The 25,128-nt window shown below is 32.5% G+C and carries 21 protein-coding genes and 1 pseudogene; 12 read left to right on the top strand and 10 right to left on the bottom strand.

The genetic code is table 11. The annotated features are described in order from the left end of the window. Positions 1-4: 4 nt before the first annotated feature. The 9 genes from DICTH_RS02755 to DICTH_RS02715 all read left to right on the top strand — a co-directional run bounded on the left by DICTH_RS02755 (position 5) and on the right by DICTH_RS02715 (position 7,165). Entirely contained in the window at positions 5-580 is a 576-nt protein-coding gene (locus DICTH_RS02755) for a hypothetical protein (protein ID WP_012546991.1), read from the top strand. Positions 581-592: 12 nt separating this feature from the next. Next, positions 593-1,150 carry a flavin reductase family protein gene (locus DICTH_RS02750; RefSeq protein WP_012547815.1) on the top strand — a complete coding sequence of 186 codons (558 nt, stop codon included), beginning with the start codon at positions 593-595 and terminating at the stop codon, positions 1,148-1,150. Continuing rightward, positions 1,147-1,821: a LolA family protein gene (locus DICTH_RS02745; RefSeq protein WP_012547161.1), complete on the top strand. Its 675-nt coding sequence runs from the start codon at positions 1,147-1,149 to the stop codon at positions 1,819-1,821. Before DICTH_RS02750 ends, DICTH_RS02745 begins: the two co-directional genes overlap by 4 nt. A gap of 3 nt (positions 1,822-1,824) precedes the next feature. Further along, entirely contained in the window at positions 1,825-2,898 is a 1,074-nt protein-coding gene (locus DICTH_RS02740) for an ABC transporter ATP-binding protein (protein ID WP_012548562.1), read from the top strand. 16 nt (positions 2,899-2,914) lie between these two features. After that, on the top strand, positions 2,915-3,868 hold the full coding sequence (locus DICTH_RS02735) for a phospholipase C/P1 nuclease family protein (RefSeq protein ID WP_012547649.1): 954 nt from the start codon (positions 2,915-2,917) through the stop codon (positions 3,866-3,868). Between the two features lie 4 nt (positions 3,869-3,872). Further along, complete coding sequence (locus DICTH_RS02730; RefSeq protein ID WP_012547912.1) at positions 3,873-4,964, top strand: efflux RND transporter periplasmic adaptor subunit; 1,092 nt, start codon at positions 3,873-3,875, stop codon at positions 4,962-4,964. Next, positions 4,961-6,187: an ABC transporter permease gene (locus DICTH_RS02725; RefSeq protein WP_012548786.1), complete on the top strand. Its 1,227-nt coding sequence runs from the start codon at positions 4,961-4,963 to the stop codon at positions 6,185-6,187. The genes DICTH_RS02730 and DICTH_RS02725 overlap by 4 nt, the downstream gene beginning before the upstream one ends. Positions 6,188-6,279: 92 nt before the next feature. Beyond that, complete coding sequence (locus DICTH_RS02720) at positions 6,280-6,654, top strand: DUF2089 domain-containing protein (RefSeq protein ID WP_012548157.1); 375 nt, start codon at positions 6,280-6,282, stop codon at positions 6,652-6,654. Further along, positions 6,647-7,165, top strand: coding sequence for a LiaI-LiaF-like domain-containing protein (locus tag DICTH_RS02715; RefSeq protein WP_012547014.1), 519 nt, complete (start codon positions 6,647-6,649; stop codon positions 7,163-7,165). The genes DICTH_RS02720 and DICTH_RS02715 overlap by 8 nt, the downstream gene beginning before the upstream one ends. Here DICTH_RS02715 and DICTH_RS02710 read toward each other — a convergent pair whose 3' ends face one another. The 7 genes from DICTH_RS02710 to DICTH_RS02680 form a co-directional block, all read right to left on the bottom strand. Then, the gene (locus DICTH_RS02710) at positions 7,166-7,897 is read right to left on the bottom strand and encodes a UPF0280 family protein (protein WP_012547442.1); all 732 of its coding nucleotides are present in this window, start codon (positions 7,895-7,897) and stop codon (positions 7,166-7,168) included. It lies immediately after the preceding gene. Between the two features lie 58 nt (positions 7,898-7,955). Continuing rightward, entirely contained in the window at positions 7,956-8,369 is a 414-nt protein-coding gene (locus DICTH_RS02705; protein WP_012548112.1) for an NIL domain-containing protein, read from the bottom strand. Beyond that, a complete protein-coding gene (locus tag DICTH_RS02700) occupies positions 8,366-9,589 on the bottom strand; it encodes a homocysteine biosynthesis protein (RefSeq protein WP_012547654.1) in 1,224 nt (407 codons plus the stop codon). The genes DICTH_RS02705 and DICTH_RS02700 overlap by 4 nt, the downstream gene beginning before the upstream one ends. Before the next feature lie 152 nt (positions 9,590-9,741). Further along, entirely contained in the window at positions 9,742-10,701 is a 960-nt protein-coding gene (locus DICTH_RS02695) for a methylcobamide--CoM methyltransferase (RefSeq protein WP_012547314.1), read from the bottom strand. After that, on the bottom strand, positions 10,694-12,424 hold the full coding sequence (locus tag DICTH_RS02690; RefSeq protein WP_012547913.1) for an ASKHA domain-containing protein: 1,731 nt from the start codon (positions 12,422-12,424) through the stop codon (positions 10,694-10,696). The genes DICTH_RS02695 and DICTH_RS02690 overlap by 8 nt, the downstream gene beginning before the upstream one ends. Then, on the bottom strand, positions 12,425-13,063 hold the full coding sequence (locus tag DICTH_RS02685) for a cobalamin B12-binding domain-containing protein (RefSeq protein ID WP_012547679.1): 639 nt from the start codon (positions 13,061-13,063) through the stop codon (positions 12,425-12,427). Positions 13,064-13,158: 95 nt separating this feature from the next. Then, on the bottom strand, positions 13,159-14,172 hold the full coding sequence (locus DICTH_RS02680) for a LacI family DNA-binding transcriptional regulator (protein WP_012548766.1): 1,014 nt from the start codon (positions 14,170-14,172) through the stop codon (positions 13,159-13,161). Positions 14,173-14,315: 143 nt separating this feature from the next. Here DICTH_RS02680 and DICTH_RS02675 point away from each other — a divergent pair, with 143 nt between their 5' ends. Further along, the gene (locus DICTH_RS02675) at positions 14,316-18,005 is read left to right on the top strand and encodes a DUF3857 domain-containing protein (RefSeq protein ID WP_012547423.1); all 3,690 of its coding nucleotides are present in this window, start codon (positions 14,316-14,318) and stop codon (positions 18,003-18,005) included. Here DICTH_RS02675 and DICTH_RS10055 read toward each other — a convergent pair. The 3 genes from DICTH_RS10055 to DICTH_RS02660 are packed head-to-tail and all read right to left on the bottom strand — an operon-like array spanning position 18,002 to position 22,830. Next, positions 18,002-20,278 (bottom strand): flippase-like domain-containing protein, encoded by a 2,277-nt coding sequence (locus DICTH_RS10055; RefSeq protein WP_012548770.1) that lies wholly within the window; start codon positions 20,276-20,278, stop codon positions 18,002-18,004. The two genes, DICTH_RS02675 and DICTH_RS10055, sit on opposite strands and share 4 nt — an antisense overlap. Continuing rightward, positions 20,238-21,854 (bottom strand): prenyltransferase/squalene oxidase repeat-containing protein, encoded by a 1,617-nt coding sequence (locus DICTH_RS10095; RefSeq protein WP_012547162.1) that lies wholly within the window; start codon positions 21,852-21,854, stop codon positions 20,238-20,240. The genes DICTH_RS10055 and DICTH_RS10095 overlap by 41 nt, the downstream gene beginning before the upstream one ends. Continuing rightward, positions 21,847-22,830, bottom strand: coding sequence for a glycosyltransferase family 2 protein (locus DICTH_RS02660; RefSeq protein ID WP_012548229.1), 984 nt, complete (start codon positions 22,828-22,830; stop codon positions 21,847-21,849). Before DICTH_RS02660 ends, DICTH_RS10095 begins: the two co-directional genes overlap by 8 nt. Positions 22,831-23,014: 184 nt before the next feature. Here DICTH_RS02660 and DICTH_RS09835 point away from each other — a divergent pair. Both DICTH_RS09835 and nifS read left to right on the top strand, forming a co-directional pair. Next, a pseudogene (locus DICTH_RS09835) lies at positions 23,015-23,870 on the top strand (IS481 family transposase). 55 nt (positions 23,871-23,925) lie between these two features. Further along, positions 23,926-25,110, top strand: coding sequence for a cysteine desulfurase NifS (gene nifS / locus DICTH_RS02645; protein ID WP_012547864.1), 1,185 nt, complete (start codon positions 23,926-23,928; stop codon positions 25,108-25,110). The last annotated feature ends 18 nt before the right edge of the window (positions 25,111-25,128 follow it).

Here is a 25,128-nt window from a genome sequence, read left to right as displayed (position 1 = left end):
ACCAATGAGAAAAAATTATATTTTCATATTTACCCTGATACTGTTTTTATCAACTATAATTTTTGCTCAGACCCAAACTACCACAAAGACTCAACCGCCTAAAAAACCAGCTACAATTTTTGTTCTACATGCTTTAACTTTTAGTAATCTATCTAAAGGAAATTTAGAAAAAGATCTCAAATCTCTGGATGATACCTTTAAGATGAGTATACCCATATATCACCCTGCTATTGGACTAAATCTATCTTTTTATACAAAACTACAACAAAAAGGTTTACCTTATCCTTCTATGATAAACAGAATTCTTAAAAATCTGGTAAACATACTAAACTCTTCAGAACTCCCTGATAAAACAACCATCAACATAGTACTTTACACTGAAGATGATAAAGACTTATATAATGGAAAAACCCTATTCCTAACCTTTCCTCTTTCTGCAATAAAAGAATATAATAAAACAAAGGACCTTAATAAATTTGGATCCCAAATTATAGTCTTTTTAGAAACAGAAAAATTAGAGTATAAAAATGGGGTCTTTACAGCTAAAAATTATGACTTCGAGTGGATATTAAAAATATAGGAGTTGATTCTCATGTATCATGAAGTAAAAACAAATTTTGTATATCTTTTACACCCTTTACCAGGGATTTTAATAACAAGTATTGGAAAAAATAATAATCCAAATGTAATGTCTGCATCTTGGATTACGCCTATAAGTATAAATCCTCCTCTTATCAGTATAAGCTTAAGACCTGAAAGATATACCTACGAACTTATAAAAGAAACAGGAGACTTTGCAATAAACATACCCGATTATTCTTTAAGAAAAGCTGTTTTTATTTGCGGAAGATTCTCAGGAAGGAAAGTGAATAAATTTAAAAAAGCAAATCTCACTCCCATTCCAGCCAATAAAATAAAATCGCCTATAATAAAAGAATGTTTAGCTCATATCGAATGTACTCTTGAAAAGATTATTGAACTTCCTGCAGATCACCACCTTATAATTGGCAGAGTACAATACGCCCAAGCCCATGAAGAAATTTTTAAAAACACATACATTCCTGAAAAATTTAAACCCCTTTTGTATTTTGGTAAAGACATCTATGGAACCATAGAGACTTTTGAACAGGTCAAAATAGAGGAAATATGAGAAAAATAAGATTTATAAAATACATAATTTTATTATTATTCGTTCTCACCTTATTGGGGACAAACAAACCCTCCTTTGCTATATCCTACGAAGAAATTCTGCAAAAAACAATTTCATCCTATAAAAATCTAAAAACCTTTTCTTGCATTCTTGAAGTATATAACAAAGCTGGAAATAATGAGGAAAATATAACCTATGAGTACTATTTTCAAAAACCCGACAAAATAAGATTAGAAATCATGGAGGGAAAAGATAAAGGCACTATTATTGTATACCAGAATGGCAGAGTAAGATACAAAAAGGGAGGAGTTCTAAGCTTTATACCTTTATCTCTTAACGTAGATGATCCTATAGTACTTTCCATAAGAAGAGGAAGAGTAAACGAACTGAGTCTTGAGTATATTGTCGATATCCTAACTAAGTATAATCCTCAATCTATAAAAGAGGTAAATATATTGGGATATAGCTGTTATGTAATTGAGATTGGAGATAGTAGAGACAGACTTTATAATTACTCGCTTCAAAGAATATATATTGAAAAGAATAATTTTATTCCAATTCAATTAGAACAATATGAAAATACAAATGGACAAAACGAATTAGTTCACAGAAGAGTGTATAAAAACTTCAAGATAAATCCTCCTATTGATGAAAAAATTTTTAACATCTAATCAATGAGTATAGAGATTAGATTAGAAAATATTACAAAAACCTTTAAAGCAAAAAATGAAACCATATATGCTCTTAAAAATATCAACTTAAATATACCAGCAGGAAAAACTATCTCCATATTAGGCCCTTCTGGTTGTGGCAAAACAACTCTTCTAAAAGTAATTGCGGGCTTAGAAAAGCCTGACGAAGGAAAAATATTTTTTAACAGCGAAGATGTGAGTGAATTGTCTCCCTACGAAAGAAGAATTGGCATGGTTTTTCAAAACTATGCTCTATATCCTCACTATAAAGCGAGAGGAAACTTGGCCTTTCCATTCTGGATTAAAAAGGTCCCTGAAAAGGAAATTGATGAAAAAATAAGAGAGACAGCAAAAATTCTTGGAGTAGGTTTTGAATACTTATTAGATAAGAAACCTAAAGAGCTTTCTGGAGGCGAACAACAAAGAGTAGCCATAGGAAGATGTATAATAAGAAATCCATCGGTCATGCTTTTTGATGAACCCTTATCTAATCTTGATGCAAAACTCAGAGTTATTACAAGAGCTCAATTAAAAAAGCTACTTGTAACCTTTAACGTAACCTCCGTATATGTAACCCATGATCAAACTGAAGCAATAAGCATAGGAGATCTAATAGGGATTATGAATAACGGAGAGATAATACAAGTGGGAACTTATGAGGAAATAGTAAACAATCCTAAAAACTCTTTTGTGGCTTCCTTCTTTGGAAAACCTTCTATGAACCTGCTAGAAGTAAAAGTAATTAATTCTCAGATTATGTGGAGAGATAAGACTATTCCTTTAGATAAAAAAATAGAAGATGGAGAGTATCTTTTAGGATTCCATGGAAAGGACGTAGAGATAAATCCTAATGGTGAAATAAAAGGTGAAATATATTTCATAGATGGAACTCCAGCCGACATTTCGAAGGTTCTCCATGTACAGTTAGAAGATAATAGCTCTATCAAAATAGAAATTAAATCAGGAGAAATATATCGTTGTGGTGAAAAAATAGCCTTTTCATTGCCTAAAAAAATTTACCTTTTTAAAAAGAACTCAGGGGAAAGAATATTATGATTGGGGAGGCAAAAGTATGAAAAAGAGAATTATCTTTTTAGGAATTTTATTTCTTATCCTCATATCTCCTATTTTCTCTTGGTCAGCCCACAGAGAAATGACCGAAATAATATTAAAAGACTATGTGTGGTTGAAAAACTACAACAAGATAAAGGTAACTCCTTATACCTACAATGATCCCTCTCCTTATAACCCAGCTTATGCCATACCTTATAGAGGAGAAAAAATAGGAGACACAATAGATGCCATTACTATTATAACAAGGTATGTTACTGAACCAGACAATGGCATGGATGAAAACCTCAACTTAAACTCCATGCAGAAGCTTACAGGGGGAAGCTCAGGCTGGAGACATCAGTATTACATTGCCCTTGGAGGAGTTTTAAAATTAGGTGAAGCCCCAAAGAGAATAATACACTTCTGGAATTTAGCAAGGGAAGCTTTCCAAAAAAGGGATTATTACTGGGGATTTAGATTCTTTGCCTATAGCCTTCACTATCTACAAGATCTAACCCAACCTTTTCATGCTTATCCTATGCCTCTTGGAAATGTTATAAAAAATATTTTTAATCTTGAAAAAGTAATTGCTCAAGGAGAAAACCACCATTATACCCTTGAAGATTATCAAGAGTATCAAATTTTAAATAAAAATCCTGCATATATTGAAACGTTAAAAAAGGCAAAACCATATAAAATAGAAAACCCTGAAGAAGCAGGAATCAAAGCTGCATGGACATCAAGAAAGGATGCAGGTAAATTGTTTGAAATACAATCAAAATACTTCAAAGAAATAAACGAGACTAAAAATTACAAGGCTCCAAAAGATTTATTTATGGGAAATAATTCTACTCTTAAAGAAGAATATGATAAAATTATTCTTCGTAATTTAGAAAACTTTGCAGGATATTCCAAAGGATATATTGAATTTTTAAAGGAATTCTTAGAAAAACTTGAAGGACAGGAGAAGTGAAAAGATGAAAAGATTATTAATCATAGTTCTAATCCTTACAGCAATTGGAATAACTGTTTTCTATCAAAGTAATAACGCCATTCTTGTAAAAGTAGAAAAGATAAGTAAGAAAGATCTAAATCTAACAATTAACCTAAGCGGTAACCTCTCTTTCTTAAGAAAAATAGAGATTTATCCAAAAATCTCAGGAGTTGTTAAAGAGGTAAGGGTAAAACCAGGAGATAAAGTTAAAAAAGGAGATATATTAGCAATAATAGATGCCGAAGACTTAAAAAAGCAAATAGAGCAAATAAAAAATATAATTGATCTTGCTAAAATCAGTATTGCCTTTGGTACTCTTAATTCTCAATCAGAGTTTAAAATAACATCAGATCAAATAAAAACTTTAGAGTCATATTATGAATCCTTGAAGAAATTATATGAAGAAAGAATAATTAAGTCTCCCATAAATGGATTCATCGCTAAAGTAAATCTCTCTCCCAATGAGACAGTACAAATTTCACAAAATAACTTAAACTTAAACAACTTATTGGGAAACTTCTCAAGCTTACTTAATATGTTCAATTTAGCTTTACCCCAAAATAACCCTGCCTTTATCATAATTGATCCTACCTCGCTAAATGCCATCTTGAAAGTAGATGAAAACAATGTCCTAAAGATAAGAGAAGGCCAAAAAGCAATAATTACTGTAGATGCTCTTGATCAAAATCCATGGGAAGGGAAAGTAACTTATGTAAGCAAAATTCCATCCTTAAATAAAGATGGAACCTACGCATACGAAGTATATATTCCTATTCCCCAACTGGGAGAAAAAGTAGTAGAAGGAATGACCATCTCAGCCATAATAAATATTGGAGTAAAGAAAGATGTTATTACAATTCCCTTGAGCGCCATAACTTTTAAAGAAGGAAAAACCTATGTGTATGTTTATGAAAATGGAAAGGCTCAAGAGAGAGAAGTAATTATTGGAGACATGACTCTTGACGAAATTGAAATAAAAGAAGGATTGAAAGAGGGAGATCTTATAATAACATCCCCTATTGACAAAATCGCCAATAATAAGAAAGTAAAAATAGATAATGAGATAAAAAGATGAAAACCCAAATTAAAGAGAATCTGAGACTGGCTGTTTATTCTCTAATATCTAATAAATTAAGATCTTTTTTGACTATATTGGGAATAATTATAGGGGTATTCTCTGTTGTATTGCTTATTTCTATTGGAGAAGGAGCTAAAAACCAAACCCTTCAGATAATAGAAAACCTTGGCAGTAATACTCTAATAATATTTCCATCCTCCACAGAGACTGGAGGCACTTTTAGATCCATACAAGGTCAAAGACCAAGAAGAGGAATGCCTCAACTTTTTAGTTACAATGACCTATTATATCTTAGAAACATCTTTAGGAACGAACTATTAGTTTCTTCCTTAGTATCCTCACCCTATAATGTCTATTACCAGATTTTTCCCATAGAGGCCAATGTACAAGGCACTGATAATGATGGAATCTTAATAAGTAAAGACTCAATAATTGAGGGTAGGTTTTTTACATCCTACGAGCAAGATGCCAAAGAAAAAGTATGCATAGTAGGACCTAAAATAGCCAAAAGTATAGCTATTAGTTATAAAGAGGCAACAAACAAGATTATAAAGATCGGAGATCATAATTTCAGAATAATAGGTATTCTAAAAGAAAGAGGCTATAGTCAGAACTTAGGAGATTTAGATTCAAGAATAATAATTCCGCTGACCACTGCATTAATGCTAAAGGGCGACCAAACTCTAAATTTCATCATTGCACAGGTTAAAGAAAATAAAAGCATAGAAACCTACAGACAAAAATTAATCTTTGTCTTAAAACAAAGAAGAGGAAAATTAAATTTCGTCATTGCAAAACAGGAAGATCTTCTCTCTGCCATGAATGATATATTAAACATATTAACACTAACCCTTGCTGGTATAGCTGCAATTTCTCTTATTGTTGGTGGCATTGGAATTATGAACATAATGCTTGTTTCTGTAACGGAAAGATATAAAGAGATTGGAATTAGAAAAGCAATTGGAGCTAAGAAAAGAGACATTCTCATACAATTCCTAACCGAATCTGCTTTTTTAGGAATGATTGGGGGAACCCTTGGCATAGCTCTTTCTATTATTGCAGGAGAGATCCTCTCTAAATTTGAGGTACCTTATAGCCTTTCTTACTCAACTTTAATTCTTGGATTCTCTTTCTCACTCTTTATTGGACTCATATTTGGAGTCTTACCAGCTATGCGAGCTGCCAATTTAGATCCCATTCAAGCCTTAAGATCCGAGTAAATTTTTCTATTTTTAAAATCAATTTTTAAAATATTGATTTTTTATTTTAAACTTTATAAAATTATCCATGAAAATTTAAAGGAGGAATAAAAATGTCTCATCCTTTACCGAGATGCCCTATATGTGGCAACGAAATGATAATAAAAAAATTAGAATGCCCTAATTGCAAAATTACTATAGAAGGAGAGTTTTGGGTAAACCGTTTAGCAAGCCTTCCTCAAGAAGAACTTGAATTCTTAGAGCTATTTTTAAAAACTCGAGGAAACGTTAAGGAAATGGAAAGAATTCTAAAACTTTCTTATCCTACGGTAAGGAGTAAGTTAGATAATATTCTTAAAAAGTTAGGACTCCTCGAGGAAGAGGAAGAACCTAAAGATAAAGTTAAATGGATCATAAATAAGTTGGAAAAAGGAGAGATAACTGTACAAGATGCCCTTAAGATTTTAGAGGAGGGAGAAAATGTTTAATAAAGTCTTTTGGAGTATTTTTCTAATAATCATTGGCTTGTCACTTTTAGCTAATAATTTTGATGTCCCTGTATTAAAAGACCTTTGGAAACTATGGCCTTTAGTTTTCATTTATACTGGCATAAAACTAATATTCCCTAAATACAGGAGGAATATAAAGATGAGGGAAGAGAGGTATAAAATTCTAAAACTTGTAGAAGAAGGAAGAATAAGGGCCGATGAGGCAGAAGAACTTATAAAAAAGCTTGAAGAAGTAAGTAAAAAAGAGAAAAGATATTTAAGAGTAAATGTCGTTGAAAAAGAAAGAAATATTGTAAATATAACGGTTCCTCTATCATTTTTAAGCTGGGGCTTAAAATTTGCCAGTACCTATGCTGGAAAATATGGAGAAAAGATAGAGATATCACCTGAAGAAATAAAAAATCTAATTAATGATCCCGATTTTAAAGGAAGAATTGTTGATATAAATGATGTCGATGATAATGTTCAGGTAGTAATTGAAATTATATGATTATAACTTTATAAGCTCAAGATTCCCCCAAACTCCAAGATGTTTATCAAAAACTATCACAACCTGTATTACTTCAGGGAATTTTCGTGCAAATTCAATTCCCAATTCTACATCCTTTTCATTTTTAATCATATTCCCAACAGCTGTCGCCAAAGCATCAGAAAATACCGCAGAATTAGAAACAATCATAACCGCATCTGTCACTCCAAAACTTAATGAAGGACCTACTTTACCTGAAGATGTACATACTCCTAAGGTTGAGTTAGGGGGAATTAAAACTCCTATTTTATTACTCCAAGGCGATTCTCCTGCAAATATTGCTACTTTCCTCTCTTTTTTTGTTGAAATAAATATATCACCCCCATTTTCAACAATTACTTCATCGGAGTAATTTAGAAGTTCCTTTCCTACATATTCTGCTATAGCTCCAGCAACCGATGCCATAGGTCCAACTCCTGCTTTCCCTGACCAAAAGCACATATCTTGCACTATTTCAGGAGCATTATCCTTTGGTCTATGTGGACTTAGAGTTAATTTAAATACTGGATCTTCTAAAATATAATCCTCAATTTGCTTTCTATAGAAAAGTAAAAACTTTTCAGCTTCTTTTTTTAAATCTTTTTTTGCCAAAATATAAAGATCACTTTCTTGTATCTTTACCTGAAAAGATACAAGATCAAGAGCTTTCATATACTTTCTATAAGTTCTCTCTACATACTTATCTGAAGACATCTCATAAAATAAGGGGGAGAAAATGAAAAAATCTCTCCCCCTTTAAATCTGAGTTAGCCTATACAAAAATTTTCATCTCCATAGCACTATATGGACAAATCTCAACACATATTCCACATGCAGTACATTTCTGAGAATCAAAACTAACAGTTAGAGTTTTTTCATCTCTATTGAGCGCTTTTGTAGGACAATAACTCACACAATATCCACAGTGGACGCATTTATCTTCAAGCCATATTACATCCTTTGATAAAGGCTGTATAGAAACACCAAGCTCTTTTAAATATTCGATACCTTCTGAAAACTTATTATCTTCCCCTGTTATTTCCAACACCATAACCCCTTCCGCATCAGGGGTGATAGTTGCCTTTAATATATTAAAATCTAAATTAAACTTCTTTACCAAGTTCACAATCACTGGTTTATCTGCAAGCTCTTTAGGAAAATGCAAAACTATTCTTTCCGTTCTCATCTCTTCTCCACCTCCTCCAATATCTCTCTCCCACTAAAGGGCTTAAATTTAATCCCCGATTCTACCCCAGGAATTGGAGCAGATGGAGAAGTAAGTAAAAATTTACCTTCTTTAATCCATTCCTTGAGAATTTCTGCAATTCTCCTTGCCTTAGGATAGCTAGAGAGAGGACTTGTAGGAACCTTTTTCCCAAAAAGTTCTATTTCTCCACTTCTCAGTTCTTTGTAACTCACATAAGTTATTACCTCAGAGCCTCTATTAGGATAAGTAGTAGCATAATCCACTACAGGTGCTAATATATCTTCATCACTTACCGATGTATAAAAAGCGATCTCCTCATCTAAAACAGGAATCGGAACTCCTATTCCAACAGCAAGAGATACCCCATAACCCTTCATACTTACCCCTCGGAGCCACTCACTGCTCATCTGCTTGAGATCTCCTATAACTGCAAGGGTACCTGCTCCTCCCTTAGGTATTCCTCTTTCTGTTCTTTCTACATTAGGGTTATGCTGTGTACCATGCCAGGCCACATATCCTATTCCTCCACCAAGAAATATTCTAGTTCCTATTCCAATAGTCTTATAATAAGGATCATTTAAAAGAGGAGAGAGTTGTCCTGCACTACTATAATTTGCATTTCCAAAACGAGGTTTTAACATACCCATATATGTATATATGGTTTTATCTGAAGAATTTACAGCCACATTATAATTTTGATAAGCATTTCTCACATTAAAAAGTACAGCCTCATTTAAATCGTGTATAGTTATGTATGCGTCTAAAAACTTCCTGGGATAACAATCTGTACCATAAGCTTGTGCTGTAATTCTAATCTCTTTTCCAGAAACAAGATCCTCTATCACATGTCCTCCACCATATTCAAAATCACCAGGATAATATCTGTTTCTCGGATCATCATCAGGAAGTGCATTTGCTCCAAGGAAAAGATCTACTGCAGCATAAGCAGCATAAGCTGGAACCCCATTTAAATAAACCTTTCCTCCACCTAACTTTATCCTTGGCTTTGTATGTCCTATATTAAAATATATTCCTGACGAACACATAATGCCAAATGTTCCTGTGGTTACCACATCAACCTCCTTTGCTGCCTTCTCCACACCCTTTTCTTTTACAATATCAATCATCTCTTCAGCAGTAACCACCACTGCCTTACCCTGGCGGATTTTCTCATTTATTTCTTCAATTGTCCTTAACATCCTCATACCTCCTTTTATAAAGTTTCAGTATATTTGCTTCTATGTGAACCGCCCTTTTCGGGCAAGGCATGATCCATACCAACTTCATCACCTCCTAAAATTTTATAAAGTTTATCAGATATAATACCAAAATCGTCGGAGTTTTTCAATAACTATTTAAAACTTTTAGCAGCCTGCATAAACGCATCAATATTTTCTAAAGGTGTTCCCAAAGGAATATCACAGCCCGAACTTAGTATGAAATTATCTACATCTCTCATTTTTTCCAAAAGTTCCTTAGTCTTTTCATATATCATCTCAGGATTACCCTGTAAGAATACTTTTACAGGATCTAAATTACCTATGAGTCTAACATCCGAAGGAACTATTTCAGAAGCCCATTTCAGATCAACAGCACTATCAAGGCTCAAACCCCATGCACCACTTTTTCCCATATCCTCAATTAAATGCTTGGTATTCCCACATATATGATAAATAACTGGTTTTTTTAATTCTGATGAAAGATGTTTAAAATGTTTCATTGAAAATTCCCTAAATTGCTGGGGAGAAAGAATTACCGCTGTAGGCTCTAAAACTGCAATCATATCTATACCCGTTTCCAAAAGAGCCTTAGCATACTCGAAAATTACACTTGTTGTAAAATCTACGACCTCTTCAACAAAATCTGGATCTTCTATAACATTAATTCCTAAATCATTAACTCCCACAAGCTCTCCTGCAAGGGTAAAAGGTCCTATCACATATCCTCCCTTTAAAATATTAAACTCTTTTGCCATCATCTCACAAACTTTTATAAAAGTAATCATTCTTTCAGAGACACCCTTCCATTTTCTCTTTATCTCGTTTAAAGCATCTCTATTTTTAACAGGATGCTCCCTAACCGATGGGTTATCATTCTCAGGAAACTCAATCTTTAAACCCAAAGCCTCTGCCTCTACTGTGAGATCCATAAAAGGAAAAATTCCATCAGGATTAAATCTCTCCACAATCTTATAAAGAGTCTTAAATTGAACAAAGGGATCGCTCAAGTTTTCTTTAAGAGTAGTATCCGTGAGTTTGACCCCAGGGGCTCCTAAAAGTGGAATAACAAGCCTTTTATTTTTGTTATTCATAATATCCCGCCCCCAATCTCATAAACTTAATGAATAAATCTTGAAACTCGGAAGATGAGGATAATTCTATATATTTAATCTTGCTAATAATAGATTCACTTTTTTTAATAAAATTTTTATCAAGAAGTAGTAGCTCTGCTCCAATTAAAGAGGTGTTTCCCGATATTACAAATTTTCCCATTTCAAGAGGAGGTAAAAGTCCCACTTTGATGGCATTTTCTAAATTAATATAGTTTCCAAAATTACCTGATATATATACCTTATCCAAATCCTTATAAGAAATACCAGCCTTAATAAGAACCATTTCTATTCCAGCCCTTATTGCAGATTTTGCTAATTGGAACTCTCTTATATCCTTTTGAGTTATCTTTACCTTTCCTATATTAAAGTACTCCTTTTTCATTCTACCTGTCTCATCGACTATTTTTAGATCAAGCATTAAAGCTACCGCATCTATTAATCCAGAACCAGTTATACCTTTTTCCTGCTCATCTCCAATTACGCTATACCTTATATTTTCATCCTCAAGCCATACATGATCTATAGCACCATTTACTGCTATCATCCCTTGAGATATATTTCCTCCCTCAAAAGCAGGGCCTGCTGCAGTAGCACAGGCATAAAATTCATCTTTGTACTTTAGTACTATCTCTCCATTAGTTCCTATGTCTATAAGAAGGATATTTTTATCTTCATAATCCATACCCACAGCAAGTATTCCAGAGACAATATCTCCCCCTACATATCCAGAAATAAGAGGAAAAGTATAAACTTTTGCATTTCTGATACCCTTAAAAAGATTCCGAGATGACACTATTAAACCCCTTCTAAACACTGGTGTAAAAGGAAAAACACCAATACTTAAGGGATTTACCCCTAAAAAAATATGAGTCATTATCGAGTTACCAGCTACAGAAATTAGATATATGTCCTCAGGATTTATTTTATTTTCTTCACAAAGACTTAAAATCATATTTTCTACTTTAGAATCTATTAAATCCTGTAAGACAGGGAGCCCATTCCTATGAGTCATTATGTAATTAATCCTAGAAAGGACATCAGCCCCATAAGATACCTGAGGATTAACCTCCATCTTAGCCCCTAAATTTCCACCATTAGTGATATCAAAAAGAGTAGCTACAAGAGTTGTAGTTCCCAAGTCTACCGCAACCCCATAAATTTTTTCCAAATCTTTTTCTCTTATATCTATAATTTCTTCATCAAAGATTATTATGGACGCATCAAAATAATTATCTTTGACAAAATTTGTCAATTTCTTAACCAGATTCAAATCTTTTACAAAAACACCATATTTTTCTATACATTCTAAATAAGACTTAACTATATCTCTTTCATCTATTTTATGGAAAATTTTACTTATCCTTATAGGAGGGTTTAAAACAAACTTATATTCCAATCCTTTAGAAAAGTTAAAAAAATCATGTTTCTCTAAAATTTCTATTTCTAAGTCATCCTTAATACACAATTGACAAGCAAGTCTAATATTATTTTTAATCTCTTCATCAGAAAGAAGTTTTTTCTCCTCTCCCGTTAAGGCTGAAACTTTTCCACTCCAAATCTTTACTTTACACTTTCCACACCATCCCACGCCATTACATAGAGAGACAATATTTATATTGTTATCCCTCAATATATCAAGGAGATTTTCTCCCTCATTTGCATATATAATTTTATTCTCGTTTAATACCTTGATCTCATGCATTTACTTTAAACCTAAGAGTTGATTCACAAGCTCTACTGCAGAAGGAGCATCAGGAGCATAACCATCAGCACCTATCTCTTTAGCAAAAGTCTCTGTAACAGGAGCTCCTCCCACAATTACCTTAACTTTATCTCTTACCCCCTCTTTCTTAAGAACTTCTATAGTTACTCCCATTTGAGGCATTGTGGTAGTCAATAAAGCAGACATACCTACTATATCTGGATTATACTCCTTTATAGCTTCCACAAATTTCTCTGGTGGAACGTCAATTCCTAAATCAAACACTTGATATCCAGCTCCTTCTAACATCATAGCTACTAAATTTTTACCTATATCATGCAAATCTCCCTTAACCGTTCCTATAACTACTTTCCCTTTAATAATACCAGGGTTCTTAGCAATCAAGGGTTTTAGTATATCCATTCCAGCCTGCATTGCCCTAGCAGAAACCAATACTTCTGGCACAAAGATTTCATTGTTTTTAAATCTCTCCCCAACTACACTCATACCTGCAAGAAGACCGTTGTTTATAATTTCTTCAGGGCTCAAACCATCCTCTAAAGCTTTGCTAACAAGTTCCTGGACTTTTTTTCTATTTCCTTTTATCACAGCCTCTGCAATTTCTTTCAAATCTACCATTTAATTTTTACACCTCCCAAAAAAACGTTTTTATAATTTGGTAAAATTATACCATAATCGTTAAAATTTAAATTATTTAAATTTAAACTTGATTTTTATTTTCTTTTTGCAGTACTCTCTCTTATTACTAATTTTGTTGGCAATTTTACATGCTGTATAGGCATATTAGGATTTTTCAATCTTTCAATTAATATTTCAGCAGCCTTTGCACCCATTTCATAAAAAGGTTGAGAAACAGTAGTTAAAGCAGGTATTGTTAAGTTAGCAAGAGTGTCATCAAAACCAACTACTGAAATATCATCTGGAATCCTATATCCCCTTCTAATTAATATCTTCATAACTTGAATTGCCATAAAATCACTAAAAGTAAAAATGGCTGTAGGAGGATCAGGAAGTGAAAACAGCTCGTTTATTGCACTTTCTTCATCAACTTTCCCATAAAATATTTTCAAAAGATCAGCATCGAAAGGAATACCAGCATCTTCAAGGGCTTTCTTGTATCCCTCAATTCTCTCTTGAACAATTATGCTTTCAGGGTTTATGGTTATATGAGCAATCCTATTGTGTCCTAACTCAATAAGATGCATCACTGCCTCATAACTTCCTTTAACATTATCAGCATAAACTACATCGTGTTCCTGTAATCTTGGATGTTCAAGAATTACAAGAGGCATATTTTTCTTTTGGGCTATTTTGCTTACCTCTTCATTAGATAATGCTCCAGCAATTATTCCATCTACTCTCCTCTCCAACATTATATTCATATATCTCAGTTCTCTTAAACTCTTACCATCGGTATTGCAAAGAAGTAAAATATATCCATTCTGTCTCGCAACATCCTCTATACCCCTTGCCATATTAGGAAAAACTGGGTTTGCAATATCCAAAACAAAAAATGCAATAGCCTCTGTTTTCTGCTTTGCAAGACTCCTAGCTATAGCATTTGGCTTATAATCAAGAGCCTTTACAGCCTCTAGCACTCTTTTCCTTGTCTCTTCACTTATTTTTATTCCAGGGGTATTATTAAGCACAAAAGATACGGTAGATCTAGAAACCCCTGCAAGTCTAGCCACGTCCCAACTAGTAGGAGCTTTTTTCTTTTTTGTCATTTTATTCCTCCAAATTATTTAAATGCAAAATATTTTGAACTAACACAAGTTATTTTTAAAAATTTTACACTCTATTTGATAATATTTTCAAGCTAATCTACGTTGTATAATTAATTATCAGATTAAAATTTAAGGAGACGGTCATGAGAAAAAGGACATACATAAGCATTAGCTTAATAATTCTCCTTTTAATTTTACTCACTTCCCCCTTTGCTAAAACTACTAAACTAGGAGATCTACTTTTAGAGAATAAATTTGAACTATTGAAAAATTCCTCTAATGAAGATTTCTATTCTAATGTATTATTTAGTATAACTTACCTTCTTGAAGACAACGTATCTCAAGCTTGGAGACACTGGAAAAAGTCTATAGAGATTAAACCAAATTCTCCATGGCATCAGGTGATAGGACTTTTAGGATATGACCTATGGGATAGCCTACCCATATACAAAGAACTAATCACTTTATTAAGAGAGAAAGATTTTAATAATTCTTATTTAGAATATTTGTATTGGAAAGCCTTACTTTCTCAAAATCTTGTTCAAGAAGCAGAAAAGTATTCTGAAGAAAAAGGATTTATAAAAGACTTTCTCTTTTTAGGTCCCTTTGAGAATATTGGAAATTCAGGCATTTATAAAGAGTATCCTCCAGAAAAAGAAATAAATCTTGAAAAAACATATCAAGGCAAGAATGGAATTGATATAAAATGGTTTACTCCTGAAGAGAGAGGTAAAAATGCCTATACAAGTATTTACAACTTAATCTACCCCAATCAGTGGGCTGTTTCTTATGCTCTGTGCTACTTTTATGTACCTCAAAATCAAGATATATACATAAGAATAGGAACTACAAGCTCTTATAAACTCTTTTTAGATGATTTTTCTTTCCCTCAGATAGAAACTCAAAGAAGAGCAATTTGGAATCAAGAAATATACAAGACTAAGCTTTCTTCAGGCTGGCACAAACTTTTACTAAAACTCTGTAATCAAGAAGGAGATTTTGGCTTCTTCTTAAGAGTAACTGATTCGAGAGGGAACAAAATACCAGGGCTTAAAATTTCCTTAGTACCACAGAATTACAAAAGAGCTCAAGTATATTTTGAAAGAATAACTCCAGAAAAAGAACTCATAAAGGAAAGTGATTCCTCTGAAATTTTTTACACTTTTTATGGATTTTTACTATTCGAGAAGGGTTTAACAGACGAAGCTGAAGAATACCTTAAAAGAGCAGAAAAGATAAAGCAAAATTCCAGTATTATAAAATTCATATTAGGAAAAATTTATTTAGACTCCCAAGAAGAATTAGGAAAAAGCTATCTTCTTGATTCTTATTCTATCTCAAAAAATTTAAAAATAAATCTCTACTACCTCTCTCTTTATGAGTTAGAGCATGGAAGATATGAAGAGGCCTTAAAATACTTAGAAAAGGAAGATATACCTGAAAACTCATTTCTTTTAAGAAGCCTCCTTATAAGACTCTTTAATGCTCTTTCTTGGACCAAAGAATCAGAAGATCAAATAAGTACTTTAGAGAAAAAATACAAAGAAAGTCAAGAAACCTACTTTTTAAAGGGTAAGATGTATGAAAAAAGAAACATGCCATTTAAAGCAATAGAAAACTATTTGAAGGCTTTATCTATGAATTGGGAAAACTGGGAAGTTTTCTATAATCTCTTTTATCTCGCAAGGGACCTACATAAATACGATATAGTAGAAACCTTAGCTAAAAATTTAATAGATAAGGATCCTACCGATGTATGGGCATATAGTCAACTTATAAGTATATATCTTTCTCAAGAAAGAATAGATGAGGCTCAAAAATTAATAGAAAAAGCAAAAAACATAACTTATCTGTATCCTGAAACGTTCATCTATGAGGCAGAAATCTATAACTTAAAAGACGAAAAAGAGCTTGCTATGGAATCTTATCAAAAAGCCATATCCATTGACCCATCCTATAAAGGAATAAGAGAATATTTAAATTACCTAAGAAGCGAGCAGATTAGAATACCTGACATATCAGAATACATAACCCAAAAGGTTCCTGAAGAATTCTTAGACTTTCCTGCCATATATTTATTAGATCGGCAAGAAAGGATAATGCAAAAAGATGGCTCCTTTACAGTAGTATTCCATAAAATAATCAAAATTCTAAAAGATGAAGCAAAAGAAAAATACGGTGAAATACTTATAAATTACGATTCAAGCTTTGAAGACGTGAGAATATTAAGGGCAAGAACCATAAAACCTGATGGTAAAGAAATAGAAGCAACTTCCATACAAGATTTTGCAATAGCAAGTGACTATCCTCTTTACACCGATCAAAGACAAATTGTAATCTCTATGCCATCAGTAGAAAAAGGTTCTATCCTTGAATGTTTCTATGTAATTGATGAGTACACAAGAAGTATATTTGGAAAAAACTTCCAAGATATATTCTTCTTCCAAAATGAAATACCTATTTTAAGAAGTATATATACTTTGAAAATTCCTTCCCAGATAGACCTTAAATATAAAGTATACAATGGTAAAATAGAACCCCAAATAAAAGAAGATAAAGAGTATAAGATACTTACATGGGAAATGGAAAATGTACCAGGAATCATAGAAGAACCTTATATGCCAGATCCATCTAAATTAGTACCTCAACTATGGATAACCACCTTTGAAAGCTGGGAATCCCTTGCAGATTGGTATTATTCTCTTGCTTACCCTCAGATCAGAAGTGACAAAAACATAAAAGAAAAAGTGAAAGAGCTAACTTCAGGTGCAAAAACCGAGGAAGAGAAAATAAAAAGTATTTATTACTTTGTAACCAATCAAGTAAGATATGTGGGATTAGAATATGGGATAAGAGGAATAATGCCTCACAGTGCACCAGAAATTTTTAAAGCTAAATATGGAGATTGCAAAGACAAAGCAATTCTACTTCTCACCATGCTAAAAGAAGCAGGGATAAAAGCCTATTATACTCTAGTCTCTACCAGATACTCTTTACCTCTTAAAAAAGAATTACCAGGTTTTCAGTTTGACCACGCTATAGTAGCCCTTCCTTATAAAAACTCATATCTTTTCTTAGATGGAACCGCAGAAGATGTTCCCTTTGGAGAAGTTCCTATGATGGATCAAGGGGCAGACGCAATGATAATTATAGATGGTAAACCACTATTTACCAAAATCCCTATGAGCAAGCCCGAAGATAACTTGAGAAGATATGATATAGAAATTAACATAGAAGATGGAAAATTATTAGCAGAAGTACTAATAAATCTTACAGGTTATTTTGCAAACTATTACCGCTACTATTTAAAGACTATGACTACTCTTCAAAAGGAAAACTTCTTATCCAGGCTTTTGAATTATTACATCCCCAATTCCAAATTAACAGATTGGGATATACAAAACCTATCTAACCTAGAGGAGCCTTTATTAATCAAACTAAGATTTGAAAATCCATATCTAATATCTAATAAAAAAGATATAAACCTAATTAAAATGTTCCCATTTACCAGCATAAATTCTGCAGAGGAGATATCAAAAGAAGAAAGAGTTTATGACATAGAATACTACTTACCTTATAAAGAGGTAGAAGATATCACCATAAAAATTCCCAAAGGAGTAAACATAACTACAACCATCACAGAGATAATAAAAGAAAATGATTGGATAAGCTATCTTGTACAAGTGGAAAGAAAAGAAAATATATTACACCTAAAAAGAGTGTTTGTTCAGAAAGAAATACTAATACCTGTTCAAAATTTCAAAGAATACAAAAAAGATCTTGAAGAGATAATGAACTATGATAGAGGCATGCTTCTAATCAAAACAGATTAGCCTTCTGGCACTTTATACTGCTTAATAATAATCCTATAATATCTAACCTCTTTTAGAGGAATAAATTTATTTTCCAAAAGGCTTATAACTTTTCCTTCAGGATCCTCTATTTCATGATTTGCAATGATCATCCAAAATCTTTCGCCAGAAGATAAGCCTTTTAATTTATTCTCTAATTGAGAGATATGCAAAGTTTCATAGCTTATCTTTCCTCTATTATAGTATTCAAAGGGTCTCCACATGTAAGGAGCAAAAATAAAGACTTTTTCCCCTCCCACATTTTCATGTATATATCTTACCGCATCTCTCCATGGACGGTTCAGGTTAGCAAGATTGCTATAATAGTAATTTAACCCTAAAGCGTATATTGAAAGTAATCCCATAACAATTAAAAATATTAAAGAATAGTGCTTAAACCTCCTAATACCTCTTCCAAGAAATATTACATATCCAGGGATAAACATAGAAATGTATCGAGCACTAAAGAAACTCTTCCTCAATGAGAGAAGCAACAAAAGCAATATAGGCACAAAAAGGTACAAAAATAAAAGAAGAATTTCTCTTTTCTTTTCCCAAGGAGGCAAAAATCCAATAATAAAAATAAGCAAGAAGAGGGATGCAATAAGGATTTTGTTTCTAAAGACTGCCCTTCCAGCCCCAAGATTTATCTCTAAAAATGTATAACCAAGATTAGTCAAAGAAACCTTCTGGGCTCCTTGATAAACTTCTGGAGTTCTATTTTGAATGATTACATATAACCAAGGTAAAATAAAGAGCAAAATTATAAACTGAGCAATAATCCACTTTTTTAGAACCTTTTTGTTTTTAAAATTAGTAATAAAGACAAAGAGATTTTCAGAAAGGACTACAAAGGCTGAAAAAATATGAGTATACAGCATAAGAATATTGGAAATTGTAATAAGAATAATATTTTTACCCTTATCTATCCCTTTGAGAAGATAATACAGAGAAAGAAGTATAAGAAAAGTTACCATGGGATACATCCTTGCCTCTTGTCCAAAATACACATAAAAAGGCGAAAAAGCAAAAATAAAAGCAGAGATAAGTCCTGTTAACTTATCAAAAATTTTTGAGGCAAGCTTATATATCATAAAAATACACAAAATACCAAAAATAGCTGATAAAGACCTAATAGCAATTTCTGAGTCTCCAAAAATCTTTATCCAAAAGTGCATAAGAATAAAATAAAGAGGTGGATGGATACCAGTAGAAGCTCTGTTTAAAATAATATCCTTCACACCCATCCCCGATACCTGAGCAGTTATAGCCTCATCTATCCATATACTTCTTACTCCAATCTTATAGAATCTTAAAAATCCACCTATAAAAGTAATAAGATAAGCCCATAAATCAGTTTTATAGATACTCTTTTTTATCTCCCATAAATACATAGCAAAAATACCTAAAATAGCAGGCAATGCAGTATTTATAAGGAATATCAAAAAAGAGACATTAAATGCAATATTTGAAGGTACAGAAAACTTATCCAAAATTAAAATAGCAGTACCCTCCCTTATACCAAGCCCTGCTATAGTTATAGGGATTAAATTTACTAACATCACAAGAGGATATCCATATAAAAAGGCAAAGAAGTTTTCCATATTGAACGCCATACCCAAAAAATATCCCTCTATAATAACAAGAAAATAAGCCATGAAAGTAATAATAAGATTGATTATCAGAGTTTTTAGCTTAATAACCTTTAAACCATCAATAATTTGAGGATAATTTTTGAGGATAGGAATTTTCTTTAAAAAATCGAGGTATTGAGGTCTTATTAAAATAAAGAAAATTGCTATTAAAAAGAAAGTATATAAAATACCAACTAAAAATCCTCTGAAGTAATAAACTCCAGGTAGAGCAAGAAGCAGTACTATATAAAGATCGAAAATTTTATCCCAAAGAGCAATACCTAAACCTTCTAATTTTTTATTTATATTACTTATCCTTCCAACTTCCCCAATTCTACCAGGAGTAACAATTCCAAGAGACATTCCAATAAAATAACTATCCACAGACCTTGAAAAATTAACATCTTCTACCGATGACAACAAAAGATGCCATTTATAGATCTTAAAAATTGTAAAACCTACACCCAACAAAAAGACAGGAATAAAATAAAAAAACCTTGTCCCTTTTATAACTTCAAATAAGGAATTAAAAGGAACTCTTTTAAAAATAACCCAAAATATTAAAAAAGTTAATATTAGCTTAATCAAGTTTATAACTAAATTCTTCTTTTCCTTTCTCATTAAAAACCCTCCTAATTGTTACCCTTTTTGAACCTACTTCAAACTGGTGATAATATCTATTTAAGTCTCCAATTTCAAAATATCTTGAAGAAGGAATAAAAATATAAGGATTTTCCATACCACAAAACACCTTACTAATTTTCTCTGACGAGATTATTACATCTTCTATTTCAAGCTTATCATCAAACACTCTAATAACCCTGAAGAATTTTACCCCAGAGGATTTTTGTTTTGAGATTAGGATATCTCTCAATAACTTCTTTGTTATTTTATTCACAAAGTTAAATCTTCCAAATAAAGACTGAAAAATCCTCAAAAATATGTTTTTAATTATACTCATCTTAGGAAAAGTTAATAATTTCAACTCTCTAAACACCTTATAACCTCTATCTTCGCTAATTACTTCTTCCTCAGGATTAAGCCAAGAAGAGGCATAAACTTTGTTTCTTATCTTCACCACGACTCCACTATCTTTCAAAAGATAACCATTTTTAAAATTAGCCTTTAACACCCCACCCTTTTTAAAATTAGAAACAAGATAAAAATTATCATTAGAAAAAACCCATATCCCACTTTGATTAAAATACTTATCTATGTATCTTTCTCTCCCCTCAATCTCCAAATCTTCCTTGTAATATAAAGATGCCTGAAGATAAGTATAACCAATATAAGCAAGATATCTATCATCCAAATTATAAGGACCTATAGTGCTCTTTTCCGAGAGAGCCTTTCTTAAATTAAATGCTATATAACCAGCCTTCTTATTCCATGAAGTAGCAAATTCTATTCCAGAAGGAATTATGTACTTAGTATTTCTCGATCCATATTCACCCCCAAAACTTCCATCAGGATGAGAAAAATAATACAAAAAACCTATAGCTTTATCCATCATCTCCCTAATAATATCCCAATTAGACTTTTCATATAATTTAGCAAGATAATCTATGGTAAGAGATAAATACCCTACATCTGGTCCTCCATACTCAGGAAACCATCCTTCTTCCTTCTGTAGCTTATAAAAGCTGACTAACCTTTTATAGGCCAGCTCTTTATATCTATCTTCATTAGAGAGCAGATAATAATTATATATTGTGAGAATAGCCCCAGCCTCCTGATTACAGGCAGTATAATCCACATTAGCAGAGAGAAAATCTACAGCTTTCTTAACAGATCTCAAAGCTTCTTCAAAGTTTTCTATCTTATCTTTTAGAAGAAGTAAAACCTCCGAGATAGCATAGGTAGAAAAAGCAGTAGCCACAAAACTACCCTCATAGGGATACCACTCATCAAAAGATCCATTCCCCCTCTGAATTTTACGCCAAAAATTAACCCCTCCATTTATAAAACCTAAAATGCCCTCTGAATTATAATAAGGATTTTTCTCGTAATTTAAAACATAAAGAAGGGCTAACGTAAGAGTTGCCTCTTGATATCTTGCACAAGGAAAATCAGATATATTATAATGCCAATAATTTCTATCAAAGGAACCAAAGGTAGGACTTACAGGATTTTTATCCAGAAGTCCAAGAAGCCTTGGAATCTCCTCAATAATAACTTTAAAGTATACATTACTCAAAACCAATCTCCTCTGAGATCAAATATTCCTTTTTTCTTCCATGAGTAACATTATTTATCATCTCTCCAAGAAGACCTATGGATAAAAATTGAACTCCTAAGATCATTAAAAGTACTCCAAAAAGAAGTAAAGGTCTACTTCCTATTAGAGCTCCAGTGGTATATTTATATATGGTTAAACCTAAATTTATAAGGAACCCAACTATAAAGAACAGAAGCCCTAATCCTCCAAAAAAATGCATAGGACGCTTTAAAAATCTTGTGAGGAAAACTACGGTAAATAAATCCAAGAAACCTTTTATTAATCTTTCCCATCCATACTTTGATCTTCCATAAATCCTAGGATGATGTTCTACTACTACCTCCCCAATCCTAAACCCCTTACTGTAGGCTAAGGCAGGAATATATCTGTAGAGTTCTCCATATATATCAAGATTCTTCACAACCTCATTTCTATAAGCCTTAAATCCACAATTAAAATCATGAATATTAACTCCTGTAAGCCAAGCAGTAATCTTATTAAATATTTTAGAAGGAATCTTTTTACTCCAAGGATCTTTTCGATCCTTCTTCCATCCAGAAACTACATCATATCCATTATTGATCAAATCAATAAACTTTGGAATTTCCTTCGGATCATCTTGCAAATCTGCATCCATAGTTATAATAATCTCTCCTTTTGCTTTTTCAAAACCACAAGAGAGTGCTGCAGCTTTTCCAAAATTTCTTCTAAATCTAACTACCTTAACCCTAGAATCTCTTTGAGACAATTGCTTCATAATATCAAAGGATCTATCAGTACTACCATCATCAATAAAAAGGATTTCAAAGGAAAGGTTCAAAGATTCAAGGACTTCTAAGATTTTCTCATATAGAGTTTCTAAAGTGCCCTCCTCATCTTTAACTGGTATTACAAGCGAAACATTTACATTCTCCATAATAATTTTTTTATCAAAAATAAAGAATATGGTCAACATATTTCACACCACATAGACCACATAGGTATGGAAATAGGTACCAGTATGAGGAATATAGGAATAATAATGAAGATAAGAAGATAAAAAGAATTGAGGCTGTATCCCTTCTCCTTGGTATAATTAAGAAATTAAATCTCACTTTCTTTAGATCTCTTAATCCTTTCCAAGGAGGAGGATACAGCCTATGATCTTATCTTATCACGAAATTAGAAATTTGTCTCCTGAAAAGACAAGAGAAATTGTAATAAGAGCTATAAATGGCCCTCTTCATGACCTACCTAAAAAACCTCATTCCTCTCCTAATAAAACTCCTCCTTCCCTCGAAAACTTGATAACTCTCAAGGCTAAAAGAACTGGCTTCTCCTATAGAAGACTTAAAGCTCTTATCCTAAGAAAATATTCCCTATCTATCTCTGAAAATACTATCAAAAAAAGCTCCTTGATAAAAATTCTCTTCCTACTGATGTGTATAATCATTTGGTTAAGTTTAATCTACCTCAGTATGAATGGAATATTATTGATGTTAAAACAAGAACAAGATTCACTGCTTACTCTTTTATTATCTTTGTGGTTTTGTGGTGGAGAGCTCATAATGTGAGGCATAAAATAAGTATAAGAGTAGATAATGGTGAGGAGTTCTGTTTAGGAAGTGAAAGATTGTAGAGCTAAAACCAATACCGAAAGGAGCTAAATATCTTATGGGTATAGTTGAGAATTCTCATAGGCAGGATGATGAGTATTTCCTTGGTATTCATGCAGAAAGATGTAAAAATGTAAAAGAGTTTCTTGTTAAAGCTCAGAGATGGCAGGATACATGGAACATAGCAAGACCAAGTTTTGGAATTGGTATGGATGGTAAAACTCCTTATGAGAAGTTAATCTCTTCTAATTTTCTTGTTCATCCTCATATATTTTCTTTCCCTGTTATTCTTATGGAAGATCTTCTTTCTCAATATGGTCTATTTACAAAGAATTTATCTTTATTCCTTAAAAGTGGTACCTATGTCCTGACCACGTGCCTTTCACTTTTATTTGACTAAAACTTGAAATAGAATTTACACTAAATTATCTTGCCTTTAAAAGGAGGCTAATTAAATGAAAAGAAAAGTATATTTAGATTACGCAGCCACAACTCCTATAAGAAAAGAAGTTTACGAGGAAATGAAACTCTTTCTAAAGGAAAAATTTGGAAACCCATCCAGTATTCATAACTTTGGAAGAGAGGTAAAAAAGGCTATAGAAGAAGCAAGAGAAAAAATAGCAAAAGCAATCGGAGCAGAATCCGACGAGATAATCTTTACCAGTGGTGGAACAGAGTCAAACAATATGGCTATTAAAGGTGTTGCTTTTGCTTTATCTCATAAAGGAAGACATATAATCACAAGTCAAATTGAGCATCACGCTGTATTGGAGCCCTGTCATTTTCTTGAAAAAATAGGATTTGAAATAACCTACCTCCCTGTAGATAAAGAAGGATACGTAGACCCAGACGATCTTAAAAAAGCTATAAGAAAAGACACTATATTAATATCTATAATGCATGCTAATAATGAGATCGGAACCATTGAACCTATCAGGGAGATCTCTAATATTGCAAAGGAACATGATATCTATTTTCATACTGATGCTGTACAAACAGTAGGCCATATACCAGTAAACGTGAATGATCTTGGAGTAGATCTTCTTTCTCTATCTGCCCACAAATTCTATGGTCCTAAAGGAATTGGAGCCCTATATATAAGAAAAGGAACCAGAATTGAACCTATAATTCATGGAGGATCTCAAGAAAACAATAAAAGAGCTGGAACAGAAAATGTAGCAGGAATAATAGGGATGGGAAAAGCTTTGGAATTAGCTATTTCTGAAATGGAGAGAGAACAAAAACGCTTAACAGAGCTTAGAGACTACTTTATAAATCAAGTAGAGAAAAGAATTCCAGAGGTTTATCTAAACGGCCCTAGAGTAAACCGACTTCCTAATAATATAAATTTTAGCTTTGCCCAAATAGAAGGAGAAACTCTTCTTCTCCACTTAGATTTAGAAGGAATTGCAGTATCCACAGGATCTGCTTGCAGTTCCAAATCTTTAGAACCATCCCACGTTCTCTCCGCCATTAAATTACCAGCCAAACTCGCCCAAGGATCTATAAGATTTACTATAGGTTTATATACCCAGAAGGAAGACTTGGATTATACCATAAAAGTTTTGGAGAACACAATAGAGAAATTAAGATCCATCTCACCAGATAGACAAGAGTGGAGGATGAGTAGAACAGAGTAAAAATTTTGTGATAAAATC

Origin of the sequence: Dictyoglomus thermophilum H-6-12 (assembly GCF_000020965.1) — a bacterium.
Lineage (GTDB): Bacteria > Dictyoglomota > Dictyoglomia > Dictyoglomales > Dictyoglomaceae > Dictyoglomus > Dictyoglomus thermophilum.
Note: the sequence above shows the minus strand (reverse complement) of the source record. Positions and strands in the feature narration are given on the sequence as shown.